Annotated in this window: 18 protein-coding genes; 11 read left to right on the top strand and 7 right to left on the bottom strand. The window is 39.7% G+C overall.

The annotated features are described in order from the left end of the window. Positions 1-179 precede the first annotated feature (179 nt). Positions 180-1,193, top strand: coding sequence for a tryptophan--tRNA ligase (gene trpS, locus FTU75_RS06185; protein ID WP_180007457.1), 1,014 nt, complete (start codon positions 180-182; stop codon positions 1,191-1,193). Between the two features lie 357 nt (positions 1,194-1,550). On the opposite strand, the gene lysS is transcribed toward trpS, so the two are convergent. Continuing rightward, positions 1,551-3,077 (bottom strand): lysine--tRNA ligase, encoded by a 1,527-nt coding sequence (lysS, locus tag FTU75_RS06190; protein ID WP_180077256.1) that lies wholly within the window; start codon positions 3,075-3,077, stop codon positions 1,551-1,553. Between the two features lie 463 nt (positions 3,078-3,540). Between lysS and FTU75_RS06195 the strand changes: the two genes are divergently transcribed. After that, positions 3,541-4,047, top strand: a complete 507-nt coding sequence (locus FTU75_RS06195; RefSeq protein ID WP_180115398.1) for a YqiA/YcfP family alpha/beta fold hydrolase — start codon at positions 3,541-3,543, stop codon at positions 4,045-4,047. A 91-nt stretch (positions 4,048-4,138) separates the two neighbouring features. Here FTU75_RS06195 and FTU75_RS06200 read toward each other — a convergent pair whose 3' ends face one another. Next, on the bottom strand, positions 4,139-4,684 hold the full coding sequence (locus tag FTU75_RS06200; protein ID WP_078189930.1) for an adenine phosphoribosyltransferase: 546 nt from the start codon (positions 4,682-4,684) through the stop codon (positions 4,139-4,141). A gap of 527 nt (positions 4,685-5,211) precedes the next feature. On the opposite strand from FTU75_RS06200, the gene rubA reads away from it, so the two are divergent. The 5 genes from rubA (at position 5,212) to FTU75_RS06225 (ending at position 9,916) form a co-directional block, all read left to right on the top strand. Continuing rightward, positions 5,212-5,376, top strand: a complete 165-nt coding sequence (gene rubA, locus FTU75_RS06205) for a rubredoxin RubA (protein WP_005179369.1) — start codon at positions 5,212-5,214, stop codon at positions 5,374-5,376. 77 nt (positions 5,377-5,453) lie between these two features. Further along, positions 5,454-6,632, top strand: a complete 1,179-nt coding sequence (locus FTU75_RS06210) for an NAD(P)/FAD-dependent oxidoreductase (protein ID WP_180115399.1) — start codon at positions 5,454-5,456, stop codon at positions 6,630-6,632. 58 nt (positions 6,633-6,690) lie between these two features. Next, positions 6,691-7,629 (top strand): alpha/beta fold hydrolase, encoded by a 939-nt coding sequence (locus FTU75_RS06215; RefSeq protein WP_218948325.1) that lies wholly within the window; start codon positions 6,691-6,693, stop codon positions 7,627-7,629. Between the two features lie 11 nt (positions 7,630-7,640). Further along, positions 7,641-8,546 carry a LysR family transcriptional regulator OxyR gene (gene oxyR / locus FTU75_RS06220; protein ID WP_180007453.1) on the top strand — a complete coding sequence of 302 codons (906 nt, stop codon included), beginning with the start codon at positions 7,641-7,643 and terminating at the stop codon, positions 8,544-8,546. Between the two features lie 758 nt (positions 8,547-9,304). Beyond that, a complete protein-coding gene (locus tag FTU75_RS06225) occupies positions 9,305-9,916 on the top strand; it encodes a response regulator transcription factor (protein ID WP_180115400.1) in 612 nt (203 codons plus the stop codon). A gap of 83 nt (positions 9,917-9,999) precedes the next feature. Here FTU75_RS06225 and ppk1 read toward each other — a convergent pair whose 3' ends face one another. Together ppk1 and mtgA are read right to left on the bottom strand one after the other, a co-directional pair. Further along, positions 10,000-12,081 (bottom strand): polyphosphate kinase 1, encoded by a 2,082-nt coding sequence (gene ppk1 / locus FTU75_RS06230; RefSeq protein ID WP_111884435.1) that lies wholly within the window; start codon positions 12,079-12,081, stop codon positions 10,000-10,002. A 145-nt stretch (positions 12,082-12,226) separates the two neighbouring features. Beyond that, complete coding sequence (gene mtgA / locus FTU75_RS06235) at positions 12,227-12,904, bottom strand: monofunctional biosynthetic peptidoglycan transglycosylase (protein ID WP_078193019.1); 678 nt, start codon at positions 12,902-12,904, stop codon at positions 12,227-12,229. A 78-nt stretch (positions 12,905-12,982) separates the two neighbouring features. Between mtgA and FTU75_RS06240 the strand changes: the two genes are divergently transcribed. Then, entirely contained in the window at positions 12,983-13,807 is an 825-nt protein-coding gene (locus tag FTU75_RS06240; protein WP_180115401.1) for a rhomboid family intramembrane serine protease, read from the top strand. A gap of 129 nt (positions 13,808-13,936) precedes the next feature. On the opposite strand, the gene FTU75_RS06245 is transcribed toward FTU75_RS06240, so the two are convergent. Together FTU75_RS06245 and FTU75_RS06250 are read right to left on the bottom strand one after the other, a co-directional pair. After that, positions 13,937-16,438, bottom strand: a complete 2,502-nt coding sequence (locus FTU75_RS06245; protein ID WP_180115402.1) for an ABC transporter permease — start codon at positions 16,436-16,438, stop codon at positions 13,937-13,939. Continuing rightward, on the bottom strand, positions 16,435-17,166 hold the full coding sequence (locus FTU75_RS06250) for an ABC transporter ATP-binding protein (RefSeq protein ID WP_180115403.1): 732 nt from the start codon (positions 17,164-17,166) through the stop codon (positions 16,435-16,437). The genes FTU75_RS06245 and FTU75_RS06250 overlap by 4 nt, the downstream gene beginning before the upstream one ends. Before the next feature lie 11 nt (positions 17,167-17,177). Between FTU75_RS06250 and FTU75_RS06255 the strand changes: the two genes are divergently transcribed. Then, positions 17,178-17,807, top strand: a complete 630-nt coding sequence (locus FTU75_RS06255; RefSeq protein ID WP_180115404.1) for an arylesterase — start codon at positions 17,178-17,180, stop codon at positions 17,805-17,807. A gap of 83 nt (positions 17,808-17,890) precedes the next feature. On the opposite strand, the gene FTU75_RS06260 is transcribed toward FTU75_RS06255, so the two are convergent. Next, on the bottom strand, positions 17,891-18,505 hold the full coding sequence (locus FTU75_RS06260; protein ID WP_078189941.1) for a carbonic anhydrase: 615 nt from the start codon (positions 18,503-18,505) through the stop codon (positions 17,891-17,893). Positions 18,506-18,839: 334 nt separating this feature from the next. Here FTU75_RS06260 and FTU75_RS06265 point away from each other — a divergent pair, with 334 nt between their 5' ends. Together FTU75_RS06265 and FTU75_RS06270 are read left to right on the top strand one after the other, a co-directional pair. After that, positions 18,840-19,880: an alpha/beta fold hydrolase gene (locus FTU75_RS06265; RefSeq protein WP_373685847.1), complete on the top strand. Its 1,041-nt coding sequence runs from the start codon at positions 18,840-18,842 to the stop codon at positions 19,878-19,880. Between the two features lie 46 nt (positions 19,881-19,926). Continuing rightward, positions 19,927-20,934, top strand: a complete 1,008-nt coding sequence (locus tag FTU75_RS06270) for a hypothetical protein (protein WP_180024089.1) — start codon at positions 19,927-19,929, stop codon at positions 20,932-20,934. Positions 20,935-20,944: the final 10 nt, after the last annotated feature.

Consider the following 20,944-nt stretch of genomic DNA (forward strand, 5'->3'; position numbering starts at 1 on the left):
TAATATTCTAATTCTATTTAACGCTAAAATTGTATTTAGTTTTTTAATAATTAACAAAATATTCACCCATTTTTTCAGTCAATTGTGCTGTGTCAGTAACAATCAAAAATAGAATGCCGTACAATGGGGACATTCTTTGAAAATCAGCCGTAGCTTTGACTACCACTTTGGAACAGATAATGAGTACTCAAGATAATCGTCCAGTGATTTTGACTGGCGACCGTCCGACTGGACAATTACATTTAGGTCATTTTGTAGGTTCTTTACGTTCACGTGTAGGTTTACAAGATTCGCATCATCAACATCTTCTTTTAGCTGATGCTCAAGCCTTAACTGATAATGCTGATAACTTCGAAAAAGTTCGTCGCAATATTATTGAAGTCGCAACCGATTATCTTGCTGTAGGAATTGACCCAACCAAAACCACGATTTGCGTTCAATCATGCTTACCAGCATTGAATGAATTGACCATGTTATATTTGAACTTTGTGACGGTTTCTCGCTTAGAGCGTAATCCAACCATCAAATCTGAGATTCAAATGCGTGGATTTGAGCGTGACATTCCTGCAGGTTTCTTATGCTACCCAGTGGCTCAAGCTGCCGATATTACAGCGTTTAAAGCATCTGTCGTTCCTGTCGGCGAAGACCAAATTCCAATGATTGAACAAACCAATGAAATTGTTCGTCGTTTAAATCGTCAAATTGGTCGTGACGTACTTCCTGAATGTAAAGCTTTACTCTCTAATGTAGGTCGCTTGCCAGGTTTTGATGGTAAAGCAAAAATGTCTAAATCTTTGGGCAATACTATTGTGCTTGACGCAACTGATAAAGATATCAAGAAAGCTGTTAATGCAATGTATACCGATCCAAATCATTTACGTATTGAAGATCCAGGTCAAGTTGAAGGTAACGTCGTATTTACTTACCTCGATGCATTCGACCCTGATAAAGATGCTGTTGCAGAATTAAAAGAACACTATCGTCGTGGTGGCCTAGGCGATGGTACTGTGAAAAAGCGTCTTGAGGGTGTGCTAAAAGAGCTCATCGGCCCGATCCGTGAACGCCGTTTAGAATTGCAAAAAGATCCTGACTACATCATGGATATTTTAAAAACCGGTACCGATAAATGCCGTGATATTACCCAACAAACGTTGGATGAGATTAAATCTGGCTTGGGTGTATTCCACTTCTAAATTTAAAAAATTCTATAAAATTAAGCCTTTCCAATGTGAAAGGCTTTTTTTACAGGCACTTTTTGTGAAGGCATTCACAAAATCTCCTTAGTTTTAACGTTAGGTAACATCACTTAACGTGAACACCAATGAAATGACTGACCGTTCACTCTATTATTTACTTATGTTTTAGGAATACCTAAATTCATAACATTTCTCCTTTACCGAACCTGTGAAAGCAGATTCGTTGTTATACGCAATGAACACCCCAATCATTGCGTATTTTTTTGTCTGAAAATTGGCTAAGAAGAATTAAATATACCCTATTGAAACAATAAAAAACCCGCATTAAGCGGGTTTTTTATTTCAAAAACTAAATTAGTTTTTATGACGCATATGTGGGAACAAGATCACTTCACGGATACTTGCAGCATTCGCAAACAACATCACCAAACGGTCAATACCGATACCCTCACCCGCTGTAGGAGGTAAGCCGTATTCCAATGCTTCAATGAAGTCTGCATCGTAATGCATTGCTTCATCGTCACCCGCATCTTTTTCAGCAACTTGGGCTTGGAAACGTTCAGCTTGGTCAATCGGATCATTTAACTCTGAGAAACCATTTGCCAATTCACGACCACCGATGAAGAATTCAAAACGGTCCGTAATATGTGGATTTTCATCATTACGACGTGCCAATGGTGAAGTTTCCGCTGGATATTCTGTGATGAATGTCGGTTGACGAAGTTTTGTTTCAACAGTTTCTTCAAATACGATGGTTTGAAGTTTGCCTAAACCAAAACCAGGCTTTACTTGCTCTTTTAGTTCATTTTTAACGAAATTTGCAAGAAACTCACGGTCAGATACATTTTCAGCGGTGAACGTTGGGTTATGTTCAAGAATCGCATCAAACATCGAAATTTTCTTGAATGGACCTTTGAAGCTATACACTTCATCACCATAAGGCACATCAGTCGAACCTAATATGTCAATGGCCAATTTTTCAAGCATATTTTCTGTCAAAGCCATCAGGTCTTTGTAGTCTGCATACGCTTGGTAGAATTCAATCATGGTGAATTCTGGGTTATGACGTGTTGATACACCTTCGTTACGGAAGTTACGGTTAATTTCGAACACACGCTCAAAACCACCAACGACCAAACGTTTTAAGTAAAGCTCAGGCGCAATACGTAAAAATAAAGGCATATCTAATGCATTGTGATGAGTTTCAAATGGACGCGCAGATGCACCACCCGGAATCACATGCATCATTGGTGTTTCAACTTCCATGAAACGCTCATTGCTCAAATATGAACGAATACCTGACACCACTTTTGCACGAATTTCAAAAGTTTTACGTGTTTCTTCGTTCATGATGAGGTCTAAATAACGCTTACGGTATTTAACTTCAGTATCAGTCAAACCATGGAATTTGTCTGGAAGTGGACGGAGTGATTTGGTTAAAAGCTCAAAATGTTCAATATGAACATAAAGGTCACCTTTACCAGAACGACCAATATAACCTTCAATGGCAATAATATCGCCCAAATCGAGTGCTTTAATTGTTGCAAGAACATCAGCATCCAACTCTTTACGTGGTACATAAAGCTGGATACGACCAGTCATATCTTGGATTACGATGAATGAACCACGGTTCAACATCACACGACCAGCAACTTTTACATAAACCTTTTCGCCTGCTTCAATTTCTTCTTTTGATTTTTCAGCGAATTGATCTTGTAGGTCTTGTGCATAGTGTTCACGCTTAAATGTGTTAGGCCACGGGCTAACACCTGTTTCCTTGGCGTGCTCTTTGATGTGCTCTAACTTGGCATGACGCTGTGCAATTAAATCGTTTTCGGAAATGGCTTGTTCAGAAGTCGATTGAGCGTTATGTTGCGTCATCTCTGTCTCAAATAGTTAAAAAACGGTAGTTGCATAGCATAGCAGATTTCCTTTGAATTGAGCAGTAAGCAATGCGCGCATTTTTTTAATAAGTAGAAATTTATCGAAGTAAGATGTTTTAATCGTTATACCTTCAGGTAGACATAGAACCTACCTTACAGATGTGCAGTAGATAAAAATTAAATACTCAAGCTCGAAAACCTACATTTTAATGATATCAGATGATAACTAAAAGCTTTAAAAAAATACTCATAACTATCAATACATTAAAATATATATCAATAACTTAATTCAACCTTTTAATCTATTTTCTTTAAGACTAAAGTCTTTTAAATGCCTACAAATTAGACCAAAAGCTAAATTCTCTTTTTGACAATTCTCTCTACAATGAAGTCATAAAATTGTTGAAAAATAAAATATTCAACACATCCAAAAATGTTTGAAAACAGTGTGTAGAAAAACAATGACTTCCTGCTTATCGAAAATTCTGTTTTTACATGGATTGGATTCTTCCCGTGAATCTACGAAGTTCCATGCCATCAATGCAAAACAAAAATTCTGCATTGAAGTGGACTATCGCAACTTAAATTTTCAAACTGTTGCGGACTTTTACCACGAGAGTATTGAAACCATTAAACCCGATATCATCGTCGGTCATAGTCTCGGGGCATACTGGGCTTTGAAAATGTCGCTGTTTCATCGCATTCCTTGTGTGATTGCTAACCCGAGTCTGCATCCAGACTTTCGTGACGACTACCCGGCAATCAATGAAATGGATTTGGATCACGATATTCCACAAATTGCATATATCGAACGTGGTGATGAAATCTTGGATATGTATGAGGCAGAAAAACAACTCGAAGACTATATGCAGGTTCAAGTCATGGATGGCGGACATCATCGCCTTCAATGCCCTGAAAATATTAATGATTTAATCCAACATATCGAATTAAATTACTTAAAAAAATAAGTCATCATATAAACATAAGCAGCAACGTCGTTTTATCGGACATTAAAAAGCCTTGTCATAGACAAGGCTTTTTACATTTTAAAACTGACGCTTAAGCTGCATCTGCTTCAGGACGTGTTTTATCATCTAAAACAGACCAAATATTTAGTCCTAAATCTTTATGCAAGTCAGGTAAATCTAAGAAAATGCTTGCGCCTAAAACTTGGTGTTTACATTTTTCAGCCAATTGTTTCACTGCACGAAGCGTACCGCCCGTCGCCAATACGTCATCCACAATAATTACTTTTTGTGATTCGATTTCAGCTGACATTTCAAGACGATCTAAACCGTATTCAAGGCTATAACCAACACCGACAACAGGTGGTGGTAATTTTCCGGCTTTACGTACCAACACCAAACCTTTGCCTGTACGCTGAGCAAGTAAGCTTGCCAAAACAAAACCACGCGCTTCAACTGCAATAAAGCTATCTACTTCTGCCAATTGCTCAGCTGGAATACTTGCAATTAGGGCATCAGTTAACGATTCGATGTTATTCATAAATAACGGCGTAAGGTCAAAGAAGCAAATTCCTGGTTTTGGGAAATCTTGGACAGTACGAATGTTAGACCACAATGCCGCAGCAGTAGAATTACTCATAATAGGAGAAAATAAATTAAGGAAGGAATGTGTGAATTTTAACGCGATTTGAGAGAAAAGAACAGCTAACCCCCGACTAAAATGCATATTTAAGATACAGCAAATTTACATAAGTTATTGATTATTAATATTGTATTTATTTAAAAAATATCAAATATATATTTTCCTAATCATAAAATAAAAGATTTTAGAGATTTTTTCTGCAAGACTTTAGTCTATGAAGATAGAAAAAGCGGTATTTAGAACCCAATTCACGGAAATGAATTCCAATATAGCTTTCAATAGGCATAAATATTGTCAGACAATTTTTCCCAGATCTGGGGTTTTGATGATATTTATTGTCCCTCACTGCCATTCTGCTTTTAATTTCACTCATTAAACTCTTAGCCACTTTACTTTATCGTTAGAACTGCGTAAAAATTTAACATAAGAGTCTACTGTATAAGGCTAATTAACCTTAAGGTATAAACTTATACAGTTATGAAGTATTTACTGACTTAATTTTGTGTCAGTTTTTGGAGAATGGAATGAAAAAGTATCAGTGCATCGTTTGTGGATGGATTTATGACGAAGCAGAAGGCTGGCCACAAGACGGTATCGTGGCAGGAACGAAATGGGAAGATATCCCAGATGATTGGACTTGCCCAGACTGTGGCGTCTCAAAAGTAGATTTTGAAATGGTTGAAATCTAATAAATAGAATCTAAGGCCATCATCGTTATGGTCTTTTTTTTGTCTTTAAAAAATATGAAATGTGTTTGGAGTTGAGTATGCACCCTATTGTCATTATTGGTTCTGGTATGGCGGGATATGCCGTTGCACGTGAATTTCGAAAGTTAAATACTGAACTAGAACTTATTATGATCTGTGCGGATGATGCCATTAACTACGCTAAACCGACATTATCCAATGCGCTCGTTGGTAATAAAACTCCTGAGCAAATCCCTCTAGGGGATGCCGAAAAAATGTCGGCTCAACTCAATATGCAAATCATCAATAAGAGTTGGGTTAAATCCATTGATGCAGCAAAACATGAGCTTACTATTGAAAGCCAAAATGGAACTCAAACACAACTATATTCAAAACTCGTTTTAGCCGTCGGCGCAAATCCAATTCGCTTAGCTATTTCGGGTGATGGCAGTGAAGACATTCATGTCGTCAACAATTTGGATCACTACAAAGCATTCCGTAAACAGCTTGCAGCACGTGAAGATAAACGTGTGGTGATTTTAGGGGCAGGCTTGATTGGCTGTGAATTTGCCAACGACCTCCAAAATACTGGGGCGAAAGTATCGGTGGTCGATTTAGCTCCGCAACCTTTGGGTCGTCTGCTGCCGTCTCATGTTGCAGCTAAATTCCAAAGCAATTTAGAAGAAACGGGTATTCAATTCGTTTTAGGTACGACAGTCGACAAAGTGTCACGTATTGAAAATGGTGATTATCAAGTGAGCCTTGCCAATGGTCAAAGCTTAGTGGCAGATGTTGTGTTGTCTGCGATTGGTCTACAGCCTGAGATTAACTTAGCAAAACAAGCCGGTATTCACACCAGTCGTGGCGTATTAACCAATAAAAGCTTAGAAACCAACTTGGCAGATATCTATGCTGTCGGTGACTGTGCTGAAGTCAATGGTACCCTTCTGCCATACGTGATGCCAATCATGCAACAAGCGCGTGCTTTGGCAAAAACCCTCAATGGCGAACATACCGCAGTGCATTATCCTGCCATGCCTGTAGCTGTTAAAACACCTGCTGCACCTTTAACTGTCCTTCCTGCGCCTATTGATGTAGAAACCCAATGGGAAACAGAAGAGCTTGAAGATGGCATGATTGCCCGTGCGATCGATCAAGATGGCGTATTACGTGGATTTGTACTGCTCGGTGCAACTGCTGGGAAGCAACGCTTAACTTTGACTAAGCAGGTTCCGGACTTGATTCCTGCTTCAGTTTAAGGTTTAAATACAAGGACGTCCTGATAATAATAGACGTCCTTTTTAAAGGAAAATAACAATGAATAGTGCCCTTCAGTTTAATATTTCACCTTATGCCTCTTTTATGCATGAAACTCGCGTAGAGTTAGGCAATGGCATTGAACTTCATGTCGAGGTGGGTGGTCATCCTGAAGATCCTGCAATCTTATTGATTATGGGACTCGGCGCACAAATGTTGTATTGGCCTGATTTCTTTTGTAAGTCCCTAATAGACCAAGGTTACCGAGTTATTCGCTTTGATAATCGCGATATTGGTCTGTCGAGTAAAATTCGTAACCCAGGCCCACGTCTTAACACCTTTAAACTGATGGGACGTTTTGCCTTAGGTCTAGAGAATCAAGGTGCGCCCTATGATCTCTACGATATGGCAGACGATGTTGCACTATTAATTGATCGTATGGGACTTGATAAAGTCCATATTTTAGGCGCTTCGATGGGCGGCATGATTGCTCAAATCGTGGCGGCACGCTATCCAGATAAAGTGCACAACTTAAGCTTACTTTTTACCAGTAACATCCAACCCTTACTTCCACCGCCATTTCCAAAGCAATTATTTAGTCTAATTGAAAAACCTGAATCTAACGATGAAGATGGCATTATTAACCATAGCCTGAAAGTTTTTAATATTATAGGCTCTCCAGGCTATATTAATCAGCTTGAAGCGATACAAACTGCACGTAAACTCTATAAGCGGAGTTTTTACCCAGCGGGTGTACTTCAACAGTTTTTAGCAATATTATGTACAGGTTCCCTGCTGCAGTTGGATAAACAAATTCAGCATAAAACCATTGTGGTTCATGGAGCTCGTGACCGTTTGCTGCCGCCAAGCCATGGTAAGGCCGTTGCAAAGGCTATTTCAGGTGCTAAATTTGAATTAATTGATGGAATGGGGCATGATATCCCACCGCATTTTATTCCATATCTTAGCGGTTTGTTTGCTGATCACTTTAAATCATAAATTAGGACACTATGGCTGCATTACCATCCTTAAGACAGCTGTCATATCTAGTAACACTGTCAGAAACGCTACACTTTACTGAAGCTGCGCGTCGTTCTTTTGTCACCCAGTCTACTTTGTCTGGCGGGATCATGGAACTTGAGCGTTTACTAGGTGGCGTATTGGTAGAACGCGACCGTCAAAACGTGCGTTTAACTCCTCTTGGCGAACAAGTTGTCGGACGAGCCCGAGTTCTATTGGCAGATGCGCAAGACCTAATGCGTTTAAGTCGTGAAATGAGCGAACCTCTAACGGGTGATTTACATCTAGGGGTCATTCCCACTATTGCGCCATTCTTACTTGCGCCATTATTAGAAGAAGTGCATAAGCAATTACCAAAAATTCAATTGCATTTACATGAAGCACAAAGTGAAAAAATTGTTGAGAAACTCGAGCACGGTAATCTAGATATTGTATTACTTGCTCTTCCTTTCGATACACGTAGCTTGAAAGTTGCAGAAGTAAACAAAGAAAAATTGTTCTTGGTGTACAACAAAGCTGATCAAAATGCTGCTCAAGCGAAATCTCTAGACGACTTAGATTTATCTCGTTTAATGTTGCTTGAAGAAGGCCATTGCTTACGTGATCATGCTTTGAGTGCTTGCCCGATTGGTGAACGTAAAAATGACCATCGATTAAAAGCAAGCTCATTGCCAACTTTGGTTGAAATGGTTTCCGCAGATTTAGGCTTTACTTTATTGCCTGAAATTGCAGTTCATACCAATATGATCAAAGCCAATGAAGATTTGGCTGTGAAAGAAATTGAAGCAAGTCCTACACGCACATTGGCATTGGTAACACGTAAGAGTACACCGCTTCAAAGTGAATTTGATGTATTGCTTCAAATCTTGCAGAAAATCACTAACAATCTGCACTAACTAATCAGTGTGAAAATTAAAGAGAGCCCTGTGCTCTCTTTTTTATTTGGCAGAAATGAATAATGCAGAAGTAATAATATTGAGATGAGTTTACAATTGAAAATGAAAAATACATTCTCTAGAAAAAAGAAAAGGCTAACCCAAATAGGTAGCCTGATAAGGTAATATATGACTTGATGTATATCTCAATTCATCGCCTCAACAATATCTTCACACTAGCCAGATAAGTAAGAAGATAAATACATCTTAGTAAAATATAACTTTCGTTAAAATCACTAGTTTCAGGTATTTTAGATAAAGTATTTCTGATTCATTTTTCAAAGGGCTTTTTTTATAGTTGTGTTTTGTGCTATAAAATAAATATAGATGAGAAATAAATCACATTATTTTAAATAATCACTAATATTTATGTTTAAAATAACTAATCAATTAGTCAATATTAACTCATCTCAGAAATAGTTCAATTTATCGGTTGTCAAAATACTGCTTTCACATTTCAATTATTATTTTCAATTCGAATCTAAATCTGATGATTATTTAATCAATATTCTAAAAATAAAAACGAAAAAACTATAAATCTTTGCATTCAACATAATGAAAAACACAAAAAACCATACATTAATTAAATTCTATTATATCACAATAACTTAATTATACTTTGATATATAAATCACTACTTCTAGGTATATTTTTCTAATTCACTTTCATGCACATTATGGAAATGCAATTTGATTAAAAATAATAAATGAGCGAAATGTATGATGAGTGAATTTTTATTACCAGTGCCCGTTTTGATCATTGATCATCAAGCAATGACTTCAAAAACAGTGCTGTTTAACATCTTAGGAAACCTCGGTTATCCTGAAGATCTCATCACATTTTCAGAAAACTTAGCAGATGCAGAACAACAAATTTTCAATCAATTACCTAATTTAATTTTTTTAGTGATCACTCAGCAGTCCGATATCTCTTTCATCCATAAAATCAAAAAGATCTATCCCTCGAGTAATCTCATCATTTTAGTCAATGAACAATCTACAGATTTAACCTTACATGCCATTCAGTTAGGTGCAACTGCCTATATGTTGATTCAACAACCGATGGAAGATACCTACAACCAACTGAAAACTATTTTAAGAGGTGGCGCTGCATTGCATCCAAGTTTTGCTAAATTTTTATTGAGTGAAACTTTTAGTCCGCAAAATGCAGCACCTAAACAGCTCAGTCTGAATCCAGCTGAATACCAAATTTTAGATATGGTCAGCCATAGCGCGACTCAAGAGCAGATGGTCCGTGAGTTAAAACTTTCAACGTATCAAATTGATGGTTTTGTTAAAAATATCTACCGAAAAATTAGTAGCTACAGCTAAATTTAGTTCAGATAAATGATTCAAAAAACTTATAAATTAAAAAAATAAAGGGAGCATTGCTCCCTTTTACTTTTCTAACGCATTTATTTAAATGCTTCTATAAGCACATGCTGTGAATTATGTGCTTCCTCACCCTCTTGAACATGCGTACGAATCCAACGCCCATCGCTTTGGAGTAACCAAGCTTGCTGATTATCTTTTAGATAATTTACTAAACCTAATTGATAAATACGCTTTTTCAACGCTGGATCTTCAATTGGGAAACAGGCTTCCACGCGATTAAATAAATTACGATCCATCCAGTCTGCACTTGAACAGAAAATACGTGAATCACCATTATTACTGAAATAATACACTCGAGTATGCTCTAAAAAGCGCCCAACAATAGAGCGCACGCGAATATTTTCAGACAGCCCCGGTAAACCTGGACGCAAACAACAAATAGAACGAATAATTAAATCAATCTGTACACCTGCTTGTGACGCTTCGTACAGTTTATTGATCAACTGAACTTCTGTTAATGCATTAACCTTGACTATAATTTGCGCAGACTTACCCGCTTTAGCATTAGTAATTTCATTATCAATATAATTGATGAGTTGAGTATGTAAGGTAAATGGCGCATGCAGCAGTTTTTTTAGCTTCGCCATTTTACCCATACCGGTCAATTCTTGGAAAATACGATGTACATCTTCACAGAGTTCTTTATCTGTGGTTAATAGACCGTAATCCGTGTAGATACGCGCATTTCCCGCATGATAGTTGCCCGTACCTAAATGCACATATCGCACCAATTTATTGTTTTCGCGGCGTACCACCAAAATCATTTTGGCATGAGTTTTATAGCCCACGATGCCATACACGACAACTGCGCCTGCTTCTTGTAATACATTGGCCACAGCAATGTTTGATTCTTCATCAAATCGTGCTCGAAGCTCAATTACAGCGGTGACTTCTTTACCATTACGTGCTGCTTCCGCTAAAACTTGCACAATCTCCGAATCTGCGCCACTTCGATAAAGCGTTTGTTTAATGGCCAAAACTTGTGGATCACGTGCAGCTTCACGCAGTAAATTAATTACCGGTGCGAATGATTCAAAGGGATGGTGCAGCAAAATATCTTGCTTTTGCATCGCACTAAAAATGTTTTCAGATTTTTTGAGTACTTTCGGTATAACAGGAATATGCGCGTCATAACGTAGATGTGGACGTTTAAAGTTTGACAGTAAACGTGCAAGGTTAACCGGCCCATCCACTTTATAAAGTTGCTCTTCTTCTAAATCGAACTCATCGAGCAAATATTCATAAATATGCTGCGGACAATTTTCTGTCACTTCCAAGCGAACGGCGCGACCAAAACGACGTGAATTCAACTCACCTTTGAGGGCTTTAGCCAAATCTTCAACATCTTCATTTAAAGCCAAATCGGCATTACGCGTCACGCGGAATTGGTAGCACCCCGTCGCCGTCATGCCGGGGAACAAATCAGAGACATGTTCATGAATAATTGCCGATAGCATCACATGATGCTCTTTGCCACCAGTTAATTCATCAGGAAGCCGAACGACACGTGGCAGCGAACGTGGTGCAGGTACAACAGCTAAGTCAATCTGACGGCCAAACGCATCCTTCCCTTCTAAAGTCACAATAAAGTTCAGCGACTTGTTGACCAAGCGAGGGAATGGATGTGCGGGATCTAAGCTAATTGGCGTTAAGACTGGAGCAACTTGCTCTTGAAAATATTTTTTCACCCATGCCGACTGTGCAGGGGTTAACTCACCACGACGTAAGAAGCAAATGTCTTCTTCACGCAGTTTGGGTAAAATTTCTTGATTTAAAATACGATACTGGCGCTCAATTGCCGCATGCGCTGTCGCAGAAATTTCATCTAATACTTGTTTTGGTGTTAAGCCATCTGGACTGCGGCTTTCATTACCTAAGTCTAGCTGTTCCATCATTCCCGCAACACGAATTTCAAAAAATTCGTCTAAGTTACGTGAAAAGATCAGCAAGAAATTCATGCGTTCAAGTAATGGATGTATCGGATCAACCGCTTGTTCGAGCACACGCAGATGAAAGTCGAGAATCGATAACTCTCGATTGATATAACGATCATTATAAGTATATTCAGTAGGTACTTGCGCGACTTCAGCTGCGGTATTCATCTCAAACCCATATAAAAAATGTGTGCTGTACTCAGTTTAGTATGCTTCAAATTTATGACAATTTCATAAAAAAAGCCCATAAAGATGAGCTTTTTGTTGTAATTCAAATCACTGCCATGCCATTTGACGGGTGTGTCGATTGTTCTTAATCTGGGATATGGCTATAACGCATATATTTTTGGATCATGCGCTTACGATAATTTAGCTTACGATCTTGTCGATTTTCATCATAATATTTTGGATTAGGTAAAATCGCCGCAATAAATGCCGCTTGCTCTCGGCTCAAACTCCGTGAACTTTTACCAAAATAGTGCTGTGTTGCAGCTTCTACACCATAGATGTTGTCCCCAAACTCAACCGAGTTGAGATATACCTCTAAAATGCGCTGCTTCGTCCACATGCGTTCCATCATCCATGTTGCAACGGCTTCCTGTCCTTTTCGGATAAATGAACGCTTGTTATATAAAAATAAGTTTTTTGCTAATTGCTGAGAAATGGTAGACCCACCTGCGACTACTTTGCCTTTATCTTTATTGCGTTCTAAGGCATTTTGCATGCCTTCCCAATCAAAACCTTTGTGTTGTAAAAACTTGCCATCTTCCGCGGCAACAACAGCATGTTTGACATAATCACTGATTTGGTCGTAATCACGCCATTCGTGTTTAATCGGTTTTGATGGCTCAGACCAATAATCTAAACGCATCATCATCGTGGATTCCACAGGATGTGTACGCCACCACACCAGACTACCAAAGATCCAAAGCTGTACCAAAAGCACAAGACTGACAAGAATTAACAATGTACGAACAATAAAGGCTTTCATGTCAGTGTGTTACTCCAGAAATTCTGTTTTTTCATGTTAAGCTTATTTTTAAATATTTTGACACAGTACAAGAATAGCATGTCTGAACTCAGCCCTCCTGCTGTATCAACCCGTAAGCTGCAAATCCAACTGTGGTGGATCACGGCACTCTTAATTACCATCAATGTTGGACTCTTTGGCTGGCAAGTGCTGCATGGAATGAACGTAAGCCAACCCGACACACTGGATGCTTTGCGTTGGGGTGCTGATTATGCACCTTTAACCTTTTTAGAGGAACCCATCCGCTTATTCAGCAGTATGTTTTTTCATTTTGGCCTGATTCACCTGATGTTGAATATGTGGGCTTTGTATATTTTTGGCAGTGTTGCCGAGCAAATGTTAGGTCGTTTCTACTTCCTTGGCCTGTATCTTTTAGCCGGACTGATGGGAAGTTTGTTGAGTGGGTATTTAACCATTCAAGACAGCTATGCATTATTGGCCGAAGGTGCAGCCAATCAGCAGCTTTTCCCGAGTATTGGTGCAGGTGCATCGGGTGCAGTGATGGGACTGGGTGCGGCGTTGACGATTATTTCGCTGCTTCCGATGTTACCTAAACAACAATTTTATCTGGATAAAAAAACCTTATTGATGGTGATGGGCATTAACCTCGCGATGGGCTTTATGATCAGTGGGATTAACAATGCCGCGCATATTGGAGGCATGTTGATGGGGGCTGCGTTGGCTTTCATTTGGTATGTGGGACAAAAAGTACATCAATCCCTAATCATTCAAATGATCGGTCTAATCGCCGCAACTGTCGGATGCTATCTGTTTTATCTGCATTGCCAACAATTAATCCAACCGATATTACCGCTTTGGGAACACTTTATCCTGCTGATGAAGCAATCTCTCGCAGCACGTTAAACTGTGGAATGAACCCTGTGGCTATCAACACGGATATGTTGAAAACACATCAAATCATGTCTAAACCTGAACTGCGCACTGGGTTCCTGCTCCACTCTTAACTTGCTCGGCTGTTAACCATCTCCACCCTTAACTATTTAGTTCACGTAAGCTTTCTAAGGGTGGGATGTCGCAAAGATAACTTAAGCGATAACGTCCGATCAATGTACAGACTAAGGTCATTACCAATGGGAGGATCAACCAAATTTCTGCATGTAGCTGGATGACCAGTTCCATTTTATAACTGACAATCGCACTGATTACTTCGGCAAAAATACATGCCACGACACCTGAAATTAGCCCCATCAAACCGACTTCCAAACTGAGCATCGACTTTAACTTTTGCTTGGAACTGCCGAAGGAACGCAGTAATGCCACTTCTTTTTTGCGTTCATCCATAAATAAGTTCAAACATGCAACCAAGACTAAAATGCCTGAAATACTGACCAACAGCGCCAAGATAGTAATAATCTGAACCAATACGCTGACGATGCGTTTGATCTCATCCAAAATCAGACTGACATCAATAAACACCGTATTCGAAAACTGCTGAATTAGACCAATTAACTGATTTTTATCTTGCGGTGGAACATAGAAACTCCCCAAATAGCTGCCTGCATTTTCATCCATGGTTTGGGGAGAGAAAATAAAGAAGAAATTTGGACTAAAGCTTTCCCACTCCACACTGCGAAGGTTGATCACCTTGGCTTGTAAAATCCCTTCAGGAAGGCTAAAACTCAGTCGGTCTCCAATTTGAATACCCAGTTCTTGTGCGGTTTTCACTTCTACCGATACTTCATTGACCTGTTGAAACTGCTGATTGCCCGCGATGATTTGATTATCTTTTGGAAAAGTTGCAGCCTGCGTGAGATTCAATTCACGGCGTAATGAATTATTGCTTTTAATTAAAGCATCCGAAAAAGGGAGATCATTTTTGGCAACTAATCGTCCACGAATATTCGGGTACATCGGCGTCCCTTGCCAACCATGCAGCTTAAGTTGTTGATTAAAATCCTGCAACTCAAATGGTGGTAATCCATAGACAAATTGGTTAGGTGTTCCGTGTGGCAATTGTTGTTGCCAACGTTCCAGTAAATCTGTACGCAATACCGCTAAAACCGTGATCAGACTTAGCCCCAATGCCAATGCAGTAATTTGAAATGCCGTTTGATACGGTGTGCGTATATACGCTGAGATTTTTGTCCCCCAACTTTTCAAGGCTCTCAAACTGAGCCAGACCATCATATATAGGCCAACACACAGGAAGATGATGGCGCAAATCAGCCACAGTGTGAGTTGTAAATTTTCAGTTAATACCACACAAAACACCACCAAACTGAGCGTGCCGAAACTGAGCATCCAAAGCATGGAACGTACAGAACGCTCTTGTTGTCGTATCACCCGTGCTGGCGGTGTCCCTAATAATTGCCAAAGACTTGGAAGAACAAACCCTAATAGCACAATCGCACTGGTGAATATTGCAATTGGAAGCGGGCCAAGCAGCATAGACAGGGCTGAAAACTCTAATTGTAAATTTGGAATCAGCTGTAGCATCAGTTGCAATAAGCCATAACCCAATCCCAGACCAATCACACTTCCAAACAGGATTGAAAGCCCGAGTACAACCAACAGTAAAGCCAGATAAGCACTTAATATTTGCTGTTTGGTCGACCCAATACAGCGCATCAGTGCAATGGCATCCTGATTTTGTTGGACATAGCGCTGACTGGTTAATGCGATGGCGATACCACAAAGTAGAATGGTTAAAATATTCGCCAGTTGTAAAAACGTTTCAAGATTGGCAATCGGCTTCATTAAGCGAGTATTGCCTTCACTGGCATTTCTCATTTTTAAACTGCTTTGAGCTGCATCCTGAACCTGCGTATGATCTGAGTTAGCGGAACGGTCTTCGCTTTGATCACCAAATTTTTGCTTATACAGTTTTTCAAAGCGCTGGGTATTTTGTGCATCTCCTGCCATTAACAGGCGATATTCAATCCGACTCCCGACTTGAATGGCATTGGTTCTCGCCACCTCAGACTGCGCAATCATAACTGTCGGTGAAAAACCACTGAAGCCAAGCTCTTGATTGGTATCATGAATGATTTTGGCACTGACTTGAAAAGCAGCATCGGCAATATTGATCTGATCTCCAACCTTTACACCCAATAAATCCATGGCACGAGGACTTAACCAGACCTCACCTGCTTGTATAGAACGGTTTAGTTTCGGTTCTGTTTCGAGTTCACCTCGTAATGGAAATGCAGCATCAACGGCTTTGACATTGACCATGACAAATTGCTGATCAGTGTGCGCCATGCTGCTAAATAGCGTGACATTCGATTGTTTTAATTGCTGTGCTTTGGCTTGTTGTTGCCACTCTTGTGGAATTGGTTCATTGGCTGTCAGCACCAAGTCTGCTGCCAACATTTCAGCAGCTTGTAGCGCTACTGCATTTTGAATTTGTACATTACTAAACTTTAAAGCCGTGGTGGCACTGATCGCCAAGATTAGTGCGATCAATAATAAATACACACCCGTGGTTTTAAAACTCAGCTGTAAGAGTGGTCGAAACAGTGCCAAAAGATTCATGCAGCATCTCCTGTTCGATGCTCAATCAATTGACCATTGACCAATTCAAAATGGCGCTGACATTGACGGGCCAACTCGGCATCATGCGTCACCAATACCAAAGTGGTTCCCATTTCACGATTTAACTGAAATAACAGTTGTTCAATTTCCTGTGCCGTTGCACTGTCTAAATTACCTGTCGGTTCATCTGCAAAGATCAGATCGGGTTCACTCACCAAAGCACGGGCAATCGCAACCCGTTGCTGCTCACCACCCGATAAAACTTTAGGGGCTTGATGCGCTTGGCGTTCTAGTCCGACCTTTGCTAACAGTTTTAATGCTTTTTCTTCGGCAGCTTTGACCTGAAAATTTGCTTGTAACCGTAGCGGCAGCATGACATTTTCCAGAGACGTTAAATGTGGCAACAACTGGAAAGACTGAAAGACAAAACCAATATGGACCAAACGGACTTGAGCACGCTGTTCTTCATTTAATAGATGAATGTCCTGGCCACAGACCCGTAATTGTCCCGAACTGGCCTGATCTAGTGTTGCCAAAATACCCAACAAGGTGGATTTACCTGAACCAGAACGACCAGTAATCGCAACTTGTTCCCCTGCAAAGATTTCAAGATCGAGTTGTTCAAAGATCGATAACTGTTTTTGTGGAAGTTGTATCTTTTGTGTCAATTGCTGTGCAGAAATAATCGCCTGTGGCATGATGTCAACATCTGTCGTGAGTTGGGTCATATCTTCCCTATATGCAAAATCGCATTCAAAATAATCGTCTATTGAGTTACTTGCTGGCTATTGCACTGATGTTCTGCCCGATGCTGCTCTCTGCCAAAACCATTATGATTTTGGGCGATAGCTTAAGTGCGGGTTATGGTGTTTCAGTGCAGCAAGGCTGGGTTCACTTATTACAAAAACGTCTAGACCAACAGTATCCGAAACAACATAAAGTGGTCAATGCAAGTGTCAGCGGTGAAACCACCAGTGGTGCTTTGGCACGACTGCCTAAACTGTTGCAGACCCATCGTCCAGACCTTGTGGTGATTGAGTTAGGTGGTAATGACGGTTTACGCGGACAGCCCCCTGCAAAAATTCAAAAAAATTTAGCGCAGCTGATTCAAAAAAGCCAACAGGCCAAATCGAAAGTGATTTTATTTGGAATGAAAATTCCACCGAATTATGGCAAGGCATATAGCCAAGCTTTTGAAAATAACTATCAAGTGTTGAGCCAACAGTACAAAGTCAAATTATTACCTTTCTTTATGCAAGGCGTGGCGGGGCATAAAAATTTGATGCAACAAGATCAAATTCACCCAAATGCCAAAGCGCAACCAATTTTGCTGAACAATGCATATCCATTGATCAAAGCAAGCTTATAAATTTAGTGGGTGAAAATGGATTCGTTAAAAAAGGCGCATCATTTGAGCGCCTTTTTTTAAATCTTGTATTTACTGTAATTTGCTTAGAAATCGTAGAAGCTCACTTCACCCGTTTCGAGTGAATACTCAGCGCCCACCACTTTTAATTTGCCTTGCGCAATTAAGTTTTCGAGGACTGCTGAACCATGACGCAGTTGATTTACTGATGCAAAAACGTTTGAACGTACTGCATGCATTGAAAGTTTTTCGAGGTCATCTTTCAATTCAGTTTGCATGAGTATTTCTACAGATGGACGAACGCGGTTCACAATCGACATCAAATTTGCTGATGGCGGTGTCGCAGGGTTAGTTAAAGCTTCAATCGTAGAATGAATCGCGCCACAGTGTGTATGACCCAATACAATGACCACAGGACATCCAAAACTTTCTGCTGCAAATTCCACGCTACCGACTTGAGACGGTGCCACAATATTACCTGCAACACGAATCACGAATAAATCGCCTAAGCCTTGGTCAAATACCATTTCAGCAGGAACACGTGAGTCTGAACACCCTAAAATAATCGCAAAAGGTTCTTGGCTTTCGGCCATTTCAGCACGTTGTTGATGCGTCAAAAGCTTCGGGTGATTCGTTTCACCGTTTACAAAACGTTGATTCCCTTTCTTTAAACGATCTAAAGCTTCTGCTGCTGCTAGCATGTTCTAATTACCCTTATCCGAAGTTGCAATATTTTAATCCCAGTCGAATCGATTGTCACTTGCAAAAACAATTGCTGTGAATTTTTTCTACGACGATGCAACTTGATAGAAAATGCTAGTCTACATTCATCAAAAAAAAATATTTTTTCTGTAATGGTTCACATTATTAAAACGCAAGTTTAACCACGTCAAAAAAGCAATGGATGACAAAGGTCATTTTTAATTTACAATATATTTCATAAATATACGCTTTTGCTATTTCAGCCCATTCTGATAATAGTCATATAAATGATCTAAAAAATATATCTATTCGATTTAACTGGGGTAAACGTCAATGAAAGGACATCATTCACGCGTTTTTGACTTTTTCAAGCTAGCAACAATTTGCTGTATGACGTTTACTGCCAACCATGCTTTGGCTGCAAATCCGTCTCCCATCAGCAAAAACCTGGCTGTACCCTCTATCGTGCAAAACTATTTGAGCCAAGAACGTAAAGCGGCTGGTTTAGTTACACATAGCGTTCAAGTCGGCAATGTGAATTGGAGTTATAGCGAAGGTGGTCAACGCTCTAAACCCACCATCTTGCTGATTCATGGTTTAGGCGGCTCACGTGATAATTGGAATCGTGTTGCGCATTATTTAACACCGAACTATCACGTAATCATCCCTGACCTTCCGGCCAATGGCGATACCCATGTCCCTGTCGATTTTGATGTCTCTGTCCCGAATGTCACGGAACAACTACGCCAGTTTGTCCTTAAAATAGATATTGAAGATAAACTGAATGTTGCAGGTCACTCATTGGGTGGTTCCATTGCCACGGTATATGCCTCTCAATATCCTTTTGATACACAAAGTTTATTTTTACTCAACAGCGCGGGCATTTATAAACAGGCCAATACCAGTTACACCCGCGACCCGTATAAACTTAAAAATTTAATCGTTTCAAAACCGGGGGATTTAGATGATGTCATGCATAAACTGATGCAAAATCCGCCCAATGTTCCAACACAGCTCAAAGAAGCGCAGGAAAATATCTTAATTGCGCGTGCGCCCTTCACCAGTAAAATGATCGATCAAGTTGTCACGCTCAATCGAATCTACACCCCTGAAACTTTTGCTCGTTTAACACGAACAGTAGAAGCCCCAACCCTGATCCTTTGGGGCAAACAAGATAAAATCTTTAATGTGGAAGTGGCTGGCGAACTCAAGTCTTTACTGAAACGTGCAGAAACCCCAGTGATTTTAAATAATGTCGGTCATATGCCAATCTTAGAAGCTGAACAACAAGTTGCAGAGCATTACTTGCCTTTCCTTGCGAAAAGTCAAAAGTTTAAAAACCCTTTGGTAGATAAACTGATTCAGTTAAACTGAGCATTCGCCATTTTTAGATACCCATGACTGGGACTTCAGGGAAAGTATGCAGAAAAACCCGATGATTGAGCAGTTGATTGACGCTCAACTGAACTTTTTAGATCAGAGCTTTTCACACAATGATACCGTAGCCACTGAATTCACCCATTTTTATCAATGGTTTCGTAAACAATCTTTGCAGCAGATTTGGAGCTTTGATCAAATCAATGCCTTGTTGCAGAAACAAATTTTAAATACCCCTGCAAGTCAATTCCTAATTGAGCAAATTGCTGAACATATCAAATTTGCACTGATTCACCCTGCAAATGACAGCACCACGATTGCCGAAATCATCCCAGTATTGACCATCGATAAAATTGCGCAGTATGTGGCAAGTAAACAAGGACATCGTCAGCGTTTAATTCATACCATGGTCAACAATCCTGCATTTTCAGCCATGATCAGTCAGTTGATTCAACATGCGATACAAGATTATTTAGACAACTCAGTGATTGCAAAATCGGTACCCGGTGTTTCACGATTTATGAAAATGGGGAAATCGGTACTGGAAAATGTCACAGATACCAATTTAGATAATGCGGTCAGCAAATACTTACAAAAGAATATTTTAAAGCTCAGTCAAATGAGTGAAACCGTGTTAAATCAGCACTTTGATGATCATAAGCTGTACCATTTCCAAGCCAATTTGTGGCATAAAATTAAAGCGCTGCCAGTTTCGGTATTAAAGAACTATGTTGAAGTTCAGGACTTGCCGCAAACGGTTGCCATGGGTCATGAAATTTGGGACTTTATGCGGCAGTCCGAGTATATGAAACAGCAAGTGCATGATGGCGTATACGCTTGGTACGTGCGTAATGCAGAACGCCCTTTTGATTTATTGCTACGTGATTTAAATATTGATGAAGCACTGATTCAGCATGAACTTCAAAACTTACTCAATCCTATCGTTCAACAAATGATTGAGTCGGGTTATTTGCGTGAGCGTTCACGTCTCTATTTAGAACAATTCTACTACTCAAGTGAAGCACTGAAAATTTTAAATATCCCAACATAAAAAAAGCCGC

Source organism: Acinetobacter sp. YH12140 (assembly GCF_013418475.1).
Classification (GTDB): domain Bacteria; phylum Pseudomonadota; class Gammaproteobacteria; order Pseudomonadales; family Moraxellaceae; genus Acinetobacter; species Acinetobacter amyesii.